The sequence below is a fragment of the Micromonospora sp. WMMD723 genome (assembly GCF_049863385.1).
GTDB lineage: Bacteria > Actinomycetota > Actinomycetes > Mycobacteriales > Micromonosporaceae > Micromonospora > Micromonospora wenchangensis.
The window spans coordinates 2,684,775-2,701,224 of record NZ_JBMKNR010000001.1; the positions used below are offsets into that span (position 1 = coordinate 2,684,775).

The 16,450-nt window shown below is 75.2% G+C and carries 12 protein-coding genes; 11 read left to right on the top strand and 1 reads right to left on the bottom strand.

Annotated features, from left to right (window positions below; translation table 11 throughout):
- The 8 genes from ACN261_RS12250 (at position 1) to ACN261_RS12285 (ending at position 10,112) form a co-directional block, all read left to right on the top strand.
- On the top strand, positions 1–429 hold the full coding sequence (locus tag ACN261_RS12250) for a GPW/gp25 family protein (protein WP_088643773.1): 429 nt from the start codon (positions 1–3) through the stop codon (positions 427–429).
- The gene (locus tag ACN261_RS12255; protein ID WP_421485327.1) at positions 429–2,369 is read left to right on the top strand and encodes a putative baseplate assembly protein; all 1,941 of its coding nucleotides are present in this window, start codon (positions 429–431) and stop codon (positions 2,367–2,369) included. The genes ACN261_RS12250 and ACN261_RS12255 overlap by 1 nt, the downstream gene beginning before the upstream one ends.
- A complete protein-coding gene (locus ACN261_RS12260; protein ID WP_421485328.1) occupies positions 2,369–2,917 on the top strand; it encodes a phage tail protein in 549 nt (182 codons plus the stop codon). Before ACN261_RS12255 ends, ACN261_RS12260 begins: the two co-directional genes overlap by 1 nt.
- Complete coding sequence (locus tag ACN261_RS12265; RefSeq protein WP_425850129.1) at positions 2,901–4,838, top strand: NADase-type glycan-binding domain-containing protein; 1,938 nt, start codon at positions 2,901–2,903, stop codon at positions 4,836–4,838. Before ACN261_RS12260 ends, ACN261_RS12265 begins: the two co-directional genes overlap by 17 nt.
- Positions 4,839–4,950: 112 nt before the next feature.
- Entirely contained in the window at positions 4,951–6,372 is a 1,422-nt protein-coding gene (locus ACN261_RS12270; protein WP_421485332.1) for a hypothetical protein, read from the top strand.
- A 14-nt stretch (positions 6,373–6,386) separates the two neighbouring features.
- A complete protein-coding gene (locus tag ACN261_RS12275; RefSeq protein WP_425850131.1) occupies positions 6,387–7,166 on the top strand; it encodes a hypothetical protein in 780 nt (259 codons plus the stop codon).
- 126 nt (positions 7,167–7,292) lie between these two features.
- Complete coding sequence (locus tag ACN261_RS12280) at positions 7,293–8,618, top strand: hypothetical protein (RefSeq protein ID WP_425850134.1); 1,326 nt, start codon at positions 7,293–7,295, stop codon at positions 8,616–8,618.
- Positions 8,619–8,630: 12 nt separating this feature from the next.
- Entirely contained in the window at positions 8,631–10,112 is a 1,482-nt protein-coding gene (locus ACN261_RS12285) for a hypothetical protein (protein ID WP_425850135.1), read from the top strand.
- Here the strand turns inward: ACN261_RS12285 and ACN261_RS12290 are convergent.
- Positions 10,102–13,638 (bottom strand): BTAD domain-containing putative transcriptional regulator, encoded by a 3,537-nt coding sequence (locus ACN261_RS12290; RefSeq protein ID WP_425850137.1) that lies wholly within the window; start codon positions 13,636–13,638, stop codon positions 10,102–10,104. The two genes, ACN261_RS12285 and ACN261_RS12290, sit on opposite strands and share 11 nt — an antisense overlap.
- 480 nt (positions 13,639–14,118) lie before the next feature.
- On the opposite strand from ACN261_RS12290, the gene ACN261_RS12295 reads away from it, so the two are divergent.
- Genes ACN261_RS12295 through ACN261_RS12305 form a run of 3 tightly spaced genes read left to right on the top strand, consistent with a single transcriptional unit; the run spans position 14,119 to position 16,273 of the window.
- The gene (locus tag ACN261_RS12295; protein WP_088647552.1) at positions 14,119–14,745 is read left to right on the top strand and encodes a helix-turn-helix transcriptional regulator; all 627 of its coding nucleotides are present in this window, start codon (positions 14,119–14,121) and stop codon (positions 14,743–14,745) included.
- Positions 14,746–14,763: 18 nt separating this feature from the next.
- Positions 14,764–15,234 carry an EVE domain-containing protein gene (locus tag ACN261_RS12300; protein ID WP_421485337.1) on the top strand — a complete coding sequence of 157 codons (471 nt, stop codon included), beginning with the start codon at positions 14,764–14,766 and terminating at the stop codon, positions 15,232–15,234.
- A 58-nt stretch (positions 15,235–15,292) separates the two neighbouring features.
- Complete coding sequence (locus ACN261_RS12305; protein ID WP_421485339.1) at positions 15,293–16,273, top strand: zinc-binding dehydrogenase; 981 nt, start codon at positions 15,293–15,295, stop codon at positions 16,271–16,273.
- The last annotated feature ends 177 nt before the right edge of the window (positions 16,274–16,450 follow it).

Consider the following 16,450-nt stretch of genomic DNA (forward strand, 5'->3'; position numbering starts at 1 on the left):
ATGCAGGCCGACGTCATCGGCACCGGGTGTGCCTTTCCGCTGCGGGTGCAGCCCAACGGTCGACTCGCCACGATCAGCGGCACCGCCCTGCTGGAGCAGGCGATGTGCGTGATCCTGGCGACCTACCCGGGGGAGCGTCCGATGCGGCCGGAGTTCGGCTCCCGGCTGCGCGACTTCGTCTTCGAGCCGGTCACCGGGCAGACCCGTCGGGCGGTGGCGGTGGAGGTGCGGGCCGCCCTGGAACGCTGGGAGACCCGGGCCGAGATCGACGACGTCACCGTCACCGAGGACCCGGCCGGCGGCGACGGGCTGCTGCACATCGAGATCCGCTACCGGGTACGCGACACCGACGAGCCCGGCACCCTCGGGCTCAACCTGCGGACCCTGCCCGGCGACCGGGAACTGACCGGTACGGGGGTGCTCGGCTGATGGCGCTGCCCGCCCCCGACCTCGACGACCGGGGCTTCGACGACCTGGTCGGTGACGCCCGCCGGTTGATCGCCGACCGCTGCCCGGAGTGGACCGACCTGCACCCGGCCGACCCGGGGATCACCCTGATCGAGACGTTCGCGTCGCTGACCGACCAGCTCATCTACCGGCTCAACCGGGTGCCCGACCGGCTCTACGTGAAGTTCCTGGAGCTGATCGGCGTACGCCTGGTGCCGCCCACGGCCGCCCGGACCACGCTGACCTTCTGGCTGTCCACCCCGGCCCGCGCCACCCAGGTCGTGCCGGCGGGGACGCGGGCGGTGACCGTAGGCGACGGCGGGGACCCGCTGGTCTTCGCCACCCTCGCCGACCTCACCGTGCCGCCGTGCGCGTTGACCCGGCTGCGGGTCCGGACCGCCGACGGGGTCACCGACCAGACCGGCGCCCTGGAACTGGGCGGTCCGGTGGCCGCGTTCTCCCCGGTGCCGCAGCCCGGCGACGAACTGCTGATCGGGCTGGACCGGGCGGTCGGCGGCTGCGCGGTGCGGCTGGAGTTCGAGGGACGCGTCGACGGCGTCGGGGTCAACCCGCTGCACCCGCCGCTGCGCTGGGAGGCGCGCGGCGCCGACGGCTGGCTCGACTGCGAGGTCGGGCTGGACGAGACCGGGGCGTTGAACCGGCCCGGCGCGATCCTGCTGCACGTGCCCGCCGGACACCAGGCGACCCTGGTCGACGGGGAACTGGCCGGTTGGCTGCGGGCCCGGGTGGTCACCCCGCAGGAGGGGCAGCCCGGCTACAGCGCCTCCCCGGTGGTCCTCGGGCTGGCCGCGAACACCGTCGGCGGCACCACCGGCGCGGTGCACGCCGACCTGGTGGACGACGAGGAAATCGGTGACTCCGAGGGGGTGCCCGGTCAGCGGTTCACGCTGACCCGCCGGCCGGTGCTGGCCGGCTTCGGCGACCCGGTGCTGGAGGTCAGTTCCGACGACGGCTGGCAGCGGTGGTCGCCGGTCGAGCACTTCGCCGGCAGCGGCCCCGAGGACCGGCACTTCCTGCTCGACGGGGTGGCCGGTGAGGTGGTGTTCGGCCCGGCCGTCCGGCAACCCGACGGCACGTTGCGCCGCTACGGCGCGGTGCCGCCCCGGGGCGGTCGGCTGCGGCTGCGCCGCTACGCGGTCGGCGGCGGCAGCCGGGGCAACGTCGGCGTCGGCGCGGTCACCGCGCTGCGGACCTCGATCCCGTACGTCGCCGGGGTGGAGAACCGGCACCCGGCCAGCGGCGGCGTGGACGGCGAGACGCTGGACGAGGCCCGCCGCCGGGGCCCGCTGACCCTGCGCAGCCGCAGTCGCGCGGTGACCGCCGAGGACCACGAGGTGCTGGCCCGGGAGGCCGCCCCGGAACTGGCCCGGGTCCGCTGCGTGCCGAGCAACGGGGACGGCCCGCCGGTGGCCCGGCTGCTGGTGGTGCCGGCGGCACCCGCGCAGGACGGGCGGCTGCGGCTGGAGGACCTGATCCCGGCCGAGTCGAGCCTCGCCCGGGTGGCCGGGCGGCTGGACGCCACCCGGCTGATCGGCACCCGGGTGGTCGTCGAGCCGCCCCGCTACCGGGGCGTGACCGTGGTGGCCCGGGTCGTCGCCCGGCCCCGGGTCGTCGTCGAGCGGGTCCGCGAGGAGGGCCTGGCCGCCCTGTACGGCTTCCTCAGCCCGCTGGCCGGCGGTGGCCCGGACGGTCGGGGCTGGCCGTTCGGGCGTCCGGTGCAGGCCGGGGAACTCTTCGCCGTGTTGCAGCGGGTACGCGGGGTGGAGCTGGTGGAGGACCTGCGGCTGTTCACCGCGAACCCGGTGACCGGCGAGCGGGGCACCGAGGCCGGCCGGATCGACCTGGAGCCGGACAGCCTGGTCTTCTCCTTCGACCATCAGCTCCGGGTGGAGGAGCACTGATGCGCGGCCCGGTCGACGTGGCGATGCCGTACCCGATCGCCGGTTTCCTGCCCGCCCTGTTGCAGGAGGACGACCTGCTGGTGCGCTGGACCGAGGGGCTGGACGAGGTGCTCGCGCCGGTGGTGTCCACCCTCGACTGTCTCGACGCCTACCTGGACCCGGCGCTGACCCCGCCTGACTTCCTGCTCTGGCTCGGCCACTGGGTCGGTGCCCAGCTCGACGAGAACTGGCCGGTCGGGCGGCAGCGCGCGATGGTGGCCGGCGCGGCCGCCGCGCACCGGCTGCGCGGGACGGTCGCCGGGCTGCGGATGGCCCTGGAGCTGGCCACCGGCGGCGAGGTGGAGGTCCTCGACTCGACCGGGGTGTCCTGGTCGACCCGGCCGGAGCCGCTGCCGGACTCGCTGCCACCGGCCCGGGTGCACGTGCGGGTGCGGGTGGACGACCCGGCGGCCGTGGCCCGGCACGCCCTCGACGAGCTGTGCCGCGCGGTCGTACCGGCGCACGTGACGACGACCCTGGAGGTGCTCGACCGTGATCATCTGTCGTGAGTGCGGCAACCACAACGGTGACGCGGACACCTTCTGCGGGTCCTGCGGCAGCTTCCTGGAGTGGACCGGCGAGAAGACCGTGCCGAAGATCCCGGTCGAGACGGTCCGGGAGGCGGAGCAGGAGCTTCGGCAGAAGCCGACGCTGCTGCAACGTATCGCCGGGGTGATCGCGCCCGCGCCGGGCGGTTCACCTGTCAACGAGGGTGTGGTGCGGGTCGGCGAGGGGACGGGCCGGGGAGCGTCCGGCCTGCCCGGCGGCCCACCGGGTCTGCGTCCCGGTCCGCCCGGGGTGCGCCCGGGGCCACCGGGGATGGGTCCGCCGGGGGCACGGCCGGGTCCGCCCGGGGTGGGTCCGGCGGGGACGCGCCCGGGTCCGCCCGGGGCGGGTCTGCCGGGGGCACGGCCGGGTCCGCCCGGGGTGGGGCCGGCCGGTGCCGTGCCGCCCGGGGTGCGTCCCGGCCCGCCGGGGACGACGCCGCCGGGCGTCCGGTCCGGTCCGCCCGGGGCGCGGCCGGGTCCGCCGGGGTCCGGTCCGCCGGAGGTCCGGTCCGCGCCGCCGGGAACGTCGCCTGCCGGGTCCGCCGCCGCCGGCGGGCCGGCCGCGACGGTTGCACCCGACGGCGCTCCGGCACCGGTGTCGCCGCCGCCACGCCGGCTGCCACCGCCGCCGCCGGGGGTACCGGCGGCCCGGCTGCCGGACCGGGCGGCCCGCACCGTGCCGCCGGTTGCCCGTACCGGCCCGTCCGGAATGGACCCGGCGGCCGGCGGGACGTCGTCGCCGGCCGAGGACACGCCGGCCGGTCCGCCGGACACCGCCCCGACCGGCGCCGTCGGGTCGCCGCGCCGGCTACCGCCCCCGCCGCCCGGGGTGGCCGGGGCGAAGCTGCCGACCGCTCCGAGGAATCCGGCGTCCCCGCCCCGGCGCGACACGCGTGCCGCGCCGCACACCAGCGCCCTGGTCGCCGCCGACGGGTCGGTCGACTCCGTGCTGCCCGGCGCGCCGGCCACCGGCGGGCGGGTCGGCTCCCGGGCCACCGCCGCCGCGACAGTCGAGCCCGAGGAGGTCGCCCCGCAGGCGGTCCGGCCCCGGGTGGCCACCGTCGGCGCGAAGGCGTCCACCAGGCGACGGCAGCCCGGTGACCTGATCTGCGGCGAGTGCGGCGAGGGCAACGCGCCGACCCGCCGGTTCTGCAGCCGGTGCGGCGACTCGCTGCGGACCGCCCAGGTGGTGCGTCGACGCTGGTGGCAGCGCCTGCTGCCGCGCCGTGGCCCCCGGGTCACCGCGGCCGGGACCCGGCCCGGGACGCCCGGCGGCGGCCGACCCGGTGGGGTCGGTGGCGTGCTGCACGCGATCTACCAGCGGTCGAACGCGGTCGCCGCGGTGCTGCTCTTCGCGATCGGAGTGGCCTACCTGATCTATCCGCCGCTGCGGGAACGGATCAACGGGGCGGTCTCCGGGCCGGTGACCGGGGCGCGGGACTGGGCCGACCGGAAGATCAACCCCCGGTTCGTGGCGGTCCGGCCGGTGCAGGTGACCGGCGGCGCGTCGGTCCGCGACCACGGGCCGGAGTTGAGCGTCGACCAGTACCGCAACACGCACTGGCAGGTGCGCTGGGACAAGGAGAAACCGCCGACGGTCACCCTGCGCTTCGCGGCGGAGGTCGACCTGGAGCGGCTGATCGTGACCGCCGGCACGGCCGAGGACTACACCGCGACCCACCGGCCGATGACCCTGCACCTGGTCTACTCCACCAACCGGTCGGACACCCTCACCGTCGAGGACACCGGGGAGCCCCAGACGTTGACCCTCGACGGGGCCGACGGGGTCACCACCGTGCAGATCCAGGTCACCGACGTGCACCGGGCCGAGAAGGGCACCGACGTGACGGTCAGCGAGTTCGAGTTCTTCGCCCGGGAGTGAGCGGTCGCCGGGCAGCGGGTGACGTCGGGGCACCGGGCCCCGGCGGCGGCACCCGACAACCACCACCACCGTCGGCCGACCGGCCCGACGGTCCCACGTCGGAGGTGTATCCGTGACAGAAGTCGCCATCGCCCTGAACACCACCGCGAACATGATCGGGTTCGCGCAGGGGCAGGCCAAGGGCCTGACGGACGGGGTGTTCCAGGTCAACGGGTTCAGCAACGCCGGGTTCCGGACCGAGCTGCCGCTGAACCAGTTGATCTCACCGGTGCCGATCGCCCACGGCCAGCTCGTCATGGTCCAGGGCGGTCAGTCCCGGCAGCACGTCTACTGGCTGCGCTACCTGCGCCGGGGCATCGGGGTCACCGACAAGAAGCGGGTCTGCGTGGAGCTGCTGGTGCGCTTCACGACCTTCGACTACGTACCGAAGGACGGTGAGGGTGGCCCGACCGCGCAGGAGCGGGCGATCCTGCGCGACTACCCGCTCTGGGGGATCACCGACCTGAGCGTGTCGCTGCTGGCGACCGGCCGGGGGCGCAACCCGTTCAACAAGTTCAACGAGTCCGGCAGCCTGACCTTCGAGGTGGCGGCCGTCAACGGCGGCATGCCCCACCTGCGGATCAACTACCGGGTGCAGCACCAGGCGAAGAACCTGCTCGGCGCGCCACTCGGATTGAGCCACAACGACGTCGGCGCGTTCCTGGTGCACAGCAACGGCAGCTTCGAGATCAACCCGGGGGAGGGACGGACCGAGAAGCACTTCCGGATCACCCCGCTCAGCGGCAGCGTGCACGACCGCCCGACCCGGGCCGTGCCGGAGGGCGAGGACGGTCAGCCGGTCACGACCGGCATGCTCAAGGCCCAACGCATCGAGCTGGGTGGGATCGACCGCGGTGGCCGGATGCTCGACCCGCACGAGCACAAGGGCATGAAGGTGATCGGCTTCGAGCGGATGGACGGCCCGAACACCGTCACCGTCCTCAACGACGGTCAGCCGCCGGTGGTCGCCACGGCGGCGGACGACGAGGGGCACGAGGCGTCGCTGCGGCTGGAGTACGTCCGCGACGGTGCCGTGCTGGGCCGGAAGGTCCGCACCAAGATCCGAACATTGCTGCTGCTGCGGTTCACCATGGTCCCGTACGTCACCGCACCCGACGACGGCCACCGGCAGATCGTCTACGTGGGCGGGGTCCGCTACACCGCCTTCCGCAACGTCTCGCTGCGGGTGCTGGAGGTGGGGCACGGCGATCCGGTGGTGGTCGGCGAGGAGGGTCGGCGGTACGACGTCGACGCGGTCAAGAACCGGCACCACGAGGAGTCGACGCTGTTCTTCGGGCCGTACGTCGAGGAGGTGCCGGGGCAGGTCGGGGTGCAGCTCCGCATCGACTGGACGGCCGAGCACGCCGGCGCGGACGGGCGGAGCCGCCAGCACAGCAACAAGGGGCGGTTCCGCCTCGGGACCGATCCGTCCGGCAGCCCGGTGCTCCGCCTGCTCGACGCCGACAGCAACAAGTACTTCACCGTCACGGGCTGAGCGGGAGACGACCGATGAACTATCCGGAGACCTTCGACACCACCGGCCCGGCCGGCCTCGACGACGCGTACGCCTACCTGTGCTGGGCGGCGGTCAGCGCGCACGGCATCCTCGCCGAGCAGCCGGACGCCGGCTGGGAGCAGGTGCCGGACCTGCTCGGGCAGGGCTGGGGCGACCCCGGCTGGTACCAGCGCAACGGCTGGCTGGCCGACTTCTACGACACCGTCTACCACCACGCCGGCGCCTTCCCGCCGGTGCAGATCTTCGCCGTCGACGAGCTGGGTGAGCCGGCGACGGAGATGGCCCGGGTGATCGACTCGGTGACCCAGAACTGGATCGCCGCCGCGCACCAGGCCGCCGACCAGGACGGCTACCACCAGGACGGGCAGTCCCACGACGAGCACGGCTACGAGCAGCACGGCTACGACCAGTCCGGGCAGTCCTACGACCAGCAGGACCACGACCACCAGCACGGCTACGACCAGCACGGCTACCACCAGCACGGCTACGACCAGCACGGCTACCACCAGCAGGACCACGGGCCGGACGCGTCGGCGTACCCCGGCGGGCAACCGGAACCCGGCGACCAGGTCGGGCCGGCCGACCAGGTCGAGCCGGTCGGGCCGACGCCGGAACCACTGGCCGACCTCGACCCGGAGACCGCCCGGCAGGTGCTCGACCGGGTGGTCGACGACGAGGTGGACGACCTTTCGGTGGCCGACCAGCGGGTCCTGGCCACGGTGCTGACCGTCGAGAGGTTCCAGTACCTGGCCCGCGAGTACGACCTGGTGTGACCCGACCGGTGCCGGGCCGGGACCGCCCCACCGGCGGCTCCCGGCCCGCCACCGGCGGGCCCGATGGACCGACCGGCCATCGTCGTGCCCGGGGCCCGCCGACCGGTCGAGCAGGGACGTCACCACGTGACCAGCATCGAGTACGAGCCGGAGGAGCTGTCCGGCAACCGGTTCGCCGTGACCGGCTTCCGGGACGCCGGCCTGCCGGTCGGGGAGTTCCCCGCCGACGACCTGTGGCCCGACGAGTTCGACGGCGCGGTGTGGCTGGACCGGGGCACCCGGACCCGCCGGCACTGCTACTGGCTGCGCTACCGCCACCGGGGGCCGGGGGGCCGCAAGCTGGTCGCGGCGGAGTTCCTGATCCGGTTCGGCACCTTCCCCTACCAGCCCCGCCCCCGCACCGACCGGTACTCGCCCCGGTCGGCGGCACCACCGCCGGGCCTGTGGGGGATCGAGGATCTCAGCATCGCGCTGCGCGACACCGGCGTCGGCGGCCGGAACCCGTTCAACAAGTTCAACGACCCCGGCCACCTCGTCTTCGAGCCGACGATGGTGCTCGCCCCCGCTGCCGGCACCGGTGCCCCGGTGCCGGCGATCCGGATCGGGTACCGGGTCCGGCACGCGGAGAACCAGGTGCTCGGCCCGGCGGTCGCCCCGGGCCACGAGGAGACCGGGGCGCTGACCGTGCACAGCGACGGCGCGGTCACGCTGGAACCGGCGTCCGGGCCCTCGTCGTGGCGGCTGGTCCCGGTCAGCGGCGCGGTGCACGGGCGGCCGCTGGTCGGAGCCGACCCGCCGCCCACCCGCAGCCTCACCGTCTACCGGGCGACAGGCGTCACCTCCCCACCGCCGGTGACCGCCATGCGGGTGCTGACCGGCCGGGCCCGCCGGGGCGCGGTCGAGGTGCAGGGATTCGAGCGGATCGCCGGCCCGCCGCAGATCGACGTGTGGCACGAGGGGCATCCGCGCTGGTACCGCGCGTCGATGGGCGTCGACATCCGGGACGACGGCATGATCGTGGAGTACGCCCGGCCCGGCGACCCGGCCGAGGGCCCACGGGCCGGCCGGGTCCGGGCCCGCCTCGCGTTGCGCCTGCTCACCTGCTCGTACCTGGTCGAGTCGAACGAGTTCGCCGACGCCGTGGTCTTCCACCACGGCCGCCGGCACCCGGGGTTCGCCGACGTGTCACTGCGCCCGCTGCCCGACGACGCCGACCCCGGCCCGCCCGGGACGCTCGGCTCACGGCTGCGGTTCGTCCCCGAGTGGTACGACGGCCCGGATGGCGACGTGCCGGGCCTGCTCGTCCGCTGGTCGGAGGTGGCGGTGGCCCCGGCTGTGGGCCCCGGCACCCCGCTCGGCGGCGCGTTCCTGATCACCGTGGACGCCTCCGGCGGGCCGCTGGTCCGCTTCGGCGACGAGCAGACCTACCGGCACCTGACCGTGACGAACTGAGCGGAGGACACCGTGCCGAGTCGGATGCGGCTGGTCGGCTACCGGCCCGACCCACCGGTGGGCGACGCCTTCAGGGTGACCGGCTTCGCCGGCGCCGGCTTCCCCGAGCAGGCGACGCTGCGGGACCTGGTCACCCCGGCGCAGCCCTACCTCGCCGGCACCGCGATGGTCCGGGGCGAGCAGCGGCGGCGGCACTCGTACTGGCTGCGCTACCTGCGTCGGCGGGGCGGACCGACCGGCCCGAAGCGGGTCTGCGTGGACCTGCTGGTCCGGTTCACCACGTTCGACTACGTGCCCGCCGACGTCGGGGCCGGCCCGGCGTCGTCCCGGCGGGCCGCGTTGGCGTCCTTCCCCTGCTGGGGCGTCGCCGACCTGAGCGTGTCGCCGCACGCCGTCACGGCCGGCCGCAACCCGTTCAACAAGTTCAACGAGGTGGGTTCGCTGGTGTTCACCGCCCGGCTGGAGGCCGGCCACGGGACGATGCCGGCGGTCCGGGTCGGCTACCGGGTGCACCACGAGCGGACCATCGTCGACGGGGTGCCGCTGACCCCGGAACACGACGAGGTGGGGTCGTTCCTGGTGCACAGCGACGGGCTCTTCGAGGTGGCCGACCGGTCCCTGGAGACCCGGACCCACTTCCTCGTCACGCCTGTCGACGCCGGGGTGCACGACCGGCCGCCGGTGCCCCCGGCCGACGCCCGGCGACCCGGCGGGGCCCGCCCGGTGTGGCACGCGACCGGGCTCACCGCCGCCCCGGCCGAGCCGGCCGCGTCCCGGCTGACGCCGTACGCCGACGACACCGTCGTGGTGACCGGCTTCGACGGGCTGGACGGCCCGCGGACGCTGACGGTCCGCGACGCGGCAGGTGAGCAGCGGACGGCGATGCTGGACCCGGCAACCCCGGAACCCGGTGCGTTGCTGCTGGCCTACCGGGCCGACCGGGGGCCGGGGCGGGCCGGTGGCGTCGTCCGGCTGCTGCTGGGGTTCCGGTTCACCATGCACCGTTACCTGGTCGCCCCGGCCGGCATCGACCGAGGCACCGCCCACCGGCCGCCCGAGGGCGGCCTCGCCCACCAGCCGTCCGAGGGCGGCGACGCCCACCGGCTGCCCGAGGGCGGCGACGCGCACGTCGACGCCTACTACGGCGACGACCCGACGGCCAACCGGGAGGCGTGGCCGGTGCTGTGGCACCGGGGACGGCGGCACACCGGCCTGCTACAGGTCGCGCTCCTGGTGTCCGGGGCCGACGGCGGGCCCGGTCCGCAGGCGGTGCGCAACAGCACCGGAGCGTGGACCCGGCTGGTGCTCACCCCCGACTGGGAACCGGGCGGCGACGACCGCGCACCGCGACTCCGGATCGGCTGGCACGTCTCGCACCAGGACGAGACCGCCCCGGTCGAGGGTCGGCTGGCGTTCGACGTGGACTCCGCCGGCCGACCGACCCTGACCCCGCTGGACGACGAGAGCCGCCGCCGGTTCACCGTCACGGGCTGACCGGCAGGTCCTCGTCCCGGGCGGGCCGCAGCCGCCGGGACAACTCGGCGATCTCCCGCCGGTACGTCGCCTGCGCGGCCGCGTCGACGCCGCCGTCCGCGCCGAGCGCGACCAGCAGCCGCAGCGCGCGGACCTGGCCGAGCAGGTGACCGGTCTCCCGGTGGGTCGCCAACGCCTCCTCGGCGGTCCGGGCGGCGGTCACCGGGCCGGTGGCCCGCAGCGCCTCGGCCGCCACCATCAGCGCGTGCCCCTCCCACACCCGGTAGCCGGCGGCGCGGGCCACCGCGCGGGCCTGCCGGGCCAGCGCGACCGCCTCCGTCGGATCGGTGTCCCGGTGCACCTCGGCCAGCCCGATCAGCGCCTCGACCTCCTCACCCCGGGCCCCACCGGCGCGGGCGAGGTCGAGCGCCCGCCGGTGTTCGGTGGTCGCAGCCGGATTGCCGTTGCGCAGGTGGATCGCGCCCAGCACGTTACGGGCGGCGGCCTGCTGGGCGGGGTCGCCGATCAGATCGGCGAGGGCCAGCGCGGCGTTGGCCAGTTCGGTCGCCGGGCCCAGGTCACCGCCCTGCGCGCGCAGCGCCGCCAGCCGGCGCAGGCTCTCCGTCTCGGTCGGCCGGTAGCCGGTGCGCCGGCTCAGCTCCAGCGCCTCCCGCAGGTGGTCGAGGGCCTCGTCGTGCTGGCCGAGGGCGTGCTGCACCTCGCCCAGGTTGCTCAGGCTGATCCCGGTGCTCATCAACATCCCGGTGCTGCGGGTCAACGTCAACGCCTGCCGGAACACCTCGGCGGCCTCGCGGAGCCGTCCCATGTCCCGGTAGATCACCCCGAGGTTGCCGAGGCTGGTGCTGAGCCGTTCCGGGCCGCCGAGACGTTCGTGGATGCTGACCGCGAGCCGGGTCAGCTCGGCCCCCTCGGCCAGCCGACCGGCCCGCAGGTGCACCAGTCCGCAGGTGCCGTACGCCGCCGCCAGGCCCTCCGGCCAGGCCGCCCGGTGCGCCGCGTCGATCATCGCGGTCGCGTGGGACAGGCCCACCGCGTACTCGCCGCGACGCAGGTGCAGGCTGGCCAGCCCGAGCCGGCTCGCGGCCTCGCCGGCGTGGTCGCCGGCCTGCTGCGCGGCGCGCAGCGCGCTGGTCGCGGCGACCAGTCCGTCGCTGTGCGGGCGGAACTGGAAGTAGCCGCGCAGCGCGTCCGGGATCCGCCAGGCGGCCGGGTCGGCGTCGGGTTCGGCGGCGTGCGCGATCACCCGCATCAGGTTGGTGTGCTCCGCCTCCAGCCAGGCCATCGCCCCGGCGGAGGTGGGGAACGGCGACCCCCCGGCGGCCGGTGCGGTCCCGTCGGGCGGCAACCGCACCAGGTGCGGGTAGACGGCGACGGCGGCGGCCTCGGTGCGCTGCCGGTACCAGCCGTACAGCCGCCGGGTGGCGGCCCGCAGCTCCGGCCCGGGGTCCTCGGCGGTGGCCCGTTCCCGGGCGTAGAGCCGCAGCAGGTCGTGGAACGTGTACCGGCCGGGGGCCACCTGCCCGACGAGGTGCGCGGCGGCGAGCCGGTCCAGCTCGCGGGCGGCCACCGGCTCGTCGATCCCGGCCAGCGCGGCGGCGGCGGCCACCGTGACGTCCGTCCCGGGTGCCGTGCCCAGCAGCCGGAACAGCCGCCGTGCCGGGGTGGGCAGGGCGGCGTACGACAGGTCGAACGCCGCCCGGACGGCCGCCTGGTCGTCGCCCTCGATACGCAGGTCGGCGAGCTGGTTGCCGGCGGTCAGCCGGGCGGTGTGCGCGCTGATCGACTGGTCGGGCTGGTCGATCAGGTTGGCGGCGGCGATCCGCAGGGCCAGCGGCAGCCGGGCGCAGACCGTCGCCAGCTCGGCGATCTCGGTGGCGCGGGCGATCCGATCGGTGGGGATGATCCGGGTGAGCAGGGTGCCCGCCTCGGCGGCGGTGAGCACGTCGAGGTCGATGCGGCGCGCGCCGTCGACCGCGACGAGCCCGCTGAGCCGGTCCCGGCTGGTGATCAACGCCAGGCAGCCGGCGCTGCCCGGCAGCAGCGGGCGTACCTGGTCGGCGCTGGCGGCATTGTCCAGCACCACCAGCATCCGGCGACCGTCCAGCATGGTACGCAGCAGCGCGGCGGCCTGCCCGGCGTCGACCGGCACCTGCTCGGCCGGCACCCCGAGCGCGTGCAGGAACCCGGCCAGGGCCTCCTCCTGGCGTACCGGGCTGGCCGTCGCGTAGCCGCGCAGGTTGACGTAGAGCTGCCCGTCGGGGAAGTGCCGACGAGCCTGGTGCGCCCAGTGCACCGCCAGGGCGGTCTTGCCGACCCCGGCCATCCCGGTGATGGCGGAGATGACCACCGGCCCCCGGGTCGCCGTCTCCCCGGCCAGCAGCGCGTCGAGCGCGGCCAGCTGGGTGTCGCGTCCGGTGAAGTAGGCGACGTCGGGGGGCAGTTGTGCCGGCGGGCGGTGGCTGGGCGGGCGGGCCGGCGGCGACGCCTCGGGCCGGTGCGGTGCGGCCCCGGGGCGTACGGCCGGGGCGTCACCGGCGGCCGGGAGGGCGACCACCCGGGGCAGGTCCTGGCGCAGGATGCGTAGCTGTGCCTCGCGCAGTTCCGGGCCGGGTTCCACGCCGAGCTGCTCGGCGAGGCGGTCCCGCAGCTTGCGGTGCAGGGTCAGCGCGCGGGCCTGCTGGCCGCAGGCGGCGAGGGCGAGCATGAGCCGGGCGTGCACCTGTTCGTGCAGGGGTTCGTGGCGGGCCACCGCGTGCAGCTCCCGGACGGCCCGGTCGGGCAGTCCCAGGTCGACGGCGAGCGTCGCGTAGGTGACGGCGGTGGCGATGCGGCGTCGGTTCAGGGCGACGGCGGTGGGGTGCTGGGCCAGGCTCGCCGCCGCGTCGGCCAGGACCGGCCCGCGCCACAGCGCCAGTGCGCCGGCCAGCCGGTCCAGGCTGGCCAGGTCGCCCGCGACGCTGCCCTCGGCGCGTTCGATCACGGTGGCGAACTCGCTCAGGTCGAGCTGGGTGGGGTCGACCCGGAGCCGGTAGCCGCCACCGACGTGGGTGATGGTGGTGCCGGTGTTCCCGGGCCGGTCCAGCACCCGGCGCAGCCGGGCGACGTAGGTGTGGACGAGGTTGAGGCAGCTGTCCGGCGGGTCGTGGCCCCAGAGCACGTCGACGATCTCGTGGCGGGACACGATCGTGTCCGGGTGCAGGGCGAGCAGGCCGAGCAGCATCCGTTGCCGGTTGGCGCCGAGCGCGACCGGTTCGGCCCCGACCTGGATGCGCAGCGGGCCGAGCACGTCGATGCGGAGGGTGGGTGCCGGCGCGACGGTGGGTGGCGCGGGGCCGGGTGGCTGCGGGTGGGGCAACCCGACGGCGTCGGCGATGCGTCGGAGGGATTCGGCCCGGGGGTTGCGGACCCGGCCCTGTTCGATGTCGCGCACCGCCCGGACACTGATTCCTGCCCGTTCGGCCAGCTGCTCCTGGGTCAACCCGGCACCCAGTCGTCGTCGTCGGATCTCAGCACCGCCGTCGGCCATCGACCGGCCTCCCTGTCATGGCTGCGCGTCCTTCCCACCAGCGCGGCCAGCACATGATTCTGCCGGTTGACCGGTCGGATGACCATGATCTTCCACACTCATTCACCGGGTGAAACGCCGTCGAAACCTGCCGATCGGGCAGCAGTGGTCGCCCGCCGGGGCAACGGTTCTGCCGGTTCTGCCGGTGCTCCGGCGGCTCGCTTTTGGACGGTCGTGTATTTGAGCAGCTCAAAACGTTGTCGCCCGGCAAGGATGTCGATTCGACGGCGTCCAGTCGGCCTCCAGTGCCCGGCCGACCGCCGTCTCTACCGTGGACGACGGACACCGCCACCACCCGTCGGCCGGTGTCCACCTCGGCGAAGCGACTTGCCCCGGTCACGGAACCGCACGGCACCGGCCTCCGGACCACCGATCTGTCCCCCTGCTGAACGGCAGCCTGGCAGCTGACGCTCGACTCAGCCCGGAAGCTAAGGAACCGCCATGAACGGACGTGCCCAGACCTACATCCGTACCCCCGACCCGATCTCCACGGCCGGCATCACCGCGGCGCTGCGGGGCCGGGCCGAGATCGAGGTCGTGCCCGCGCAGATGATCACCGCCGAGACCGTCGGCGTGGTCGCCGCCGACACCCTCGACCACGGCACGCTCGACGTGCTCCGGGCCGTACGCCGGCTGGGCTGCCGGCGGTTCGTGCTGGTCGCGGCCGTCGAGTCGGACTCGGCGCTGATCCCCGCCGTGGAGCTGGGGGTACGCGCCCTCGCCTCGCGCACCGAGGCGACCGGCCACCGGCTGGCCCAGCTCGTGGTCAGCACCGCCTCCGGTGGCGCGGCGATGCCCCCGGAGGTGCTCGGGCTGCTGGTCAAGCAGGTGACCCGGCTCCAGCAGACGGTGCTCGCCCCGCGCGGCATCGACGTCAACGGGCTCTCGGTGCGGGAGAGCGAGATCCTGCGGCTGGTGGCCGACGGGATGGACACCCGGGAGGTGGCGACCCGGTTGAGCTACTCGGAGCGGACCGTCAAGAACGTGCTGCACGACATCACCAGCCGGTTCCAGCTCCGCAACCGCACGCACGCGGTAGCGTACGCGGTCCGGGAGGGGCTGATCTGACGCTCGGGAGGGCTGGACGTGCCGGACGGACGCGCCGACGGGCGGCGGGTGACCCACGACGACCTGGGCGCCTGGCTGATCAAGGGCAACGCCGACCTGGTCGACCTCGCCGGCCGGTTCGCCCGGGATCCCCGGGTGACGGGCTGGTGCGTCCGCCCCGGCTACCGGGCCCGGCTGATGCGGGCGGGCCAGCCCGTGGTGTTCTGGGCCAGCGGCAGCCGGGGACGGTTGCCCTACGGCGTCTGGGGGGTCGGCCGGCTCACCGGTGAGCCGGTGCCCGGCGGGGAGCCCGGGGCGCCCTGGACGGTGCCGCTGGACCTGACCGTGCTGCCCGTACCCCGTCGGCTGCACCGGGACCGGTTGCGCGCCGATCCCCGGCTGGCCGGCCTGGAGGTGTTCCGCCAGCCGCAGGCGGCCAACCCGTCGTACCTGACCCGGGCGCAGTTCACCGCGCTCACCGACCACCTCACCGCCGGGCCCTGCGCCTGACCGTCGACCCGCACCCGGTTCTTGACCTCACGTCCGGTGCAGGTTGTCGGATGGGGGCATGCGTGCGATTCGCCTTCACGAGTTCGGACCTGCCACCAACCTCGTCCTCGACGACCTGCCCGACCTGGCACCCGGCCCCGGGCAGGTGCGCATCGCGGTGGCGGCCAGCGGGGTCCATCTGCTCGACACCGCGCTGCGCCGGGGCGAGGCGGGTGGCCCGCTGTCGCTGCCGGCGCTGCCGACGGTGCCGGGCCGGGAGGTCGCCGGCACGGTCGACCTGGTCGGGGCCGGGGTCGACGGGGCGTGGCGGGGCCGGCGGGTCGTCGCCCACCTCGGCATGGTCCCCGGCGGGTACGCCGAGCAGGCGGTGACCGCGGTCGAGTCGCTGTTCGTCGTACCGGAGCAGATGACGTTCGCCGACGCGGTGGCGCTGGTCGGGACGGGCCGGACCGCCCTCGGTGTCGTCGAGACGGAGCCGCCGACGGCGGACGACGTGGTGCTGGTGCTGTCGGCGGCCGGGGGGATGGGCTGGCTGCTGGTGCAGGCGGCCCGGACGGCCGGCGCGACGGTGGTCGCCGCGGCCCGGGGTGCCCGCCGGACGGCCCGGCTCGGTGAGCTGGGTGCGGACGTGGTGGTGGTCGACTACGACCGGCCGGACTGGACGGACCTGCTCCGGGCACGGGTCGGCGGGCCGACCCTGGTGTACGACGGGGTCGGTGGGGCGGTGGGCCGGGCCGCCCTGGAGGCGACGGCGGCGGGCGGCCGGTTCGTGATGTTCGGCTGGTCGGCGGGGGAGCCGACCCGGGTCGACACGGCGGATCTGGTGGGGCGCAGCCTGACCGTCGGGTGGCTCGGGCAGCGGCTGCGTGACCGGCCGGGCGGGATCGCCGGGTTGGCGGCCCGGTCGGTGGAGTTGGGTGGTCGGGGCTGGTGGCGTCCGTTGGTGTCGACGTACCCGCTGGCGCAGGCGGCTGTCGCGCACGCCGACCTGGAGGGGCGGCGGGCCCTGGGCAAGGTGGTGTTGACCGTCGACGGGTGAACCTCTCTCGTGGTCACGGCCACGCCGGTGGTCCGGGCCGTCGCCGGCCCGCCTCCCGGTAGCGGTGGCCGGCGAGCCGCATCGATGCCACGATATTTGTGGGAAATGCGCCCTGCTGTATTGGCCCGCGCGGGAAGTCGCGTACCGCTGACGCTCTGCCGCATCGACGAGCGTCCG

Bases quoted from the DNA above. Each gene is read 5' to 3' on its own strand.
- ACN261_RS12250 (WP_088643773.1), top strand. From the start codon at position 1: ATGCAGGCCGACGTCATCGGCACCGGGTGTGCCTTTCCGCTGCGGGTG.
- ACN261_RS12255 (WP_421485327.1), top strand. From the start codon at position 429: ATGGCGCTGCCCGCCCCCGACCTCGACGACCGGGGCTTCGACGACCTG.
- ACN261_RS12260 (WP_421485328.1), top strand. From the start codon at position 2,369: ATGCGCGGCCCGGTCGACGTGGCGATGCCGTACCCGATCGCCGGTTTC.
- ACN261_RS12275 (WP_425850131.1), top strand. From the start codon at position 6,387: ATGAACTATCCGGAGACCTTCGACACCACCGGCCCGGCCGGCCTCGAC.
- ACN261_RS12290 (WP_425850137.1), bottom strand. From the start codon at position 13,638: ATGGCCGACGGCGGTGCTGAGATCCGACGACGACGACTGGGTGCCGGG.
- ACN261_RS12295 (WP_088647552.1), top strand. From the start codon at position 14,119: ATGAACGGACGTGCCCAGACCTACATCCGTACCCCCGACCCGATCTCC.
- ACN261_RS12305 (WP_421485339.1), top strand. From the start codon at position 15,293: ATGCGTGCGATTCGCCTTCACGAGTTCGGACCTGCCACCAACCTCGTC.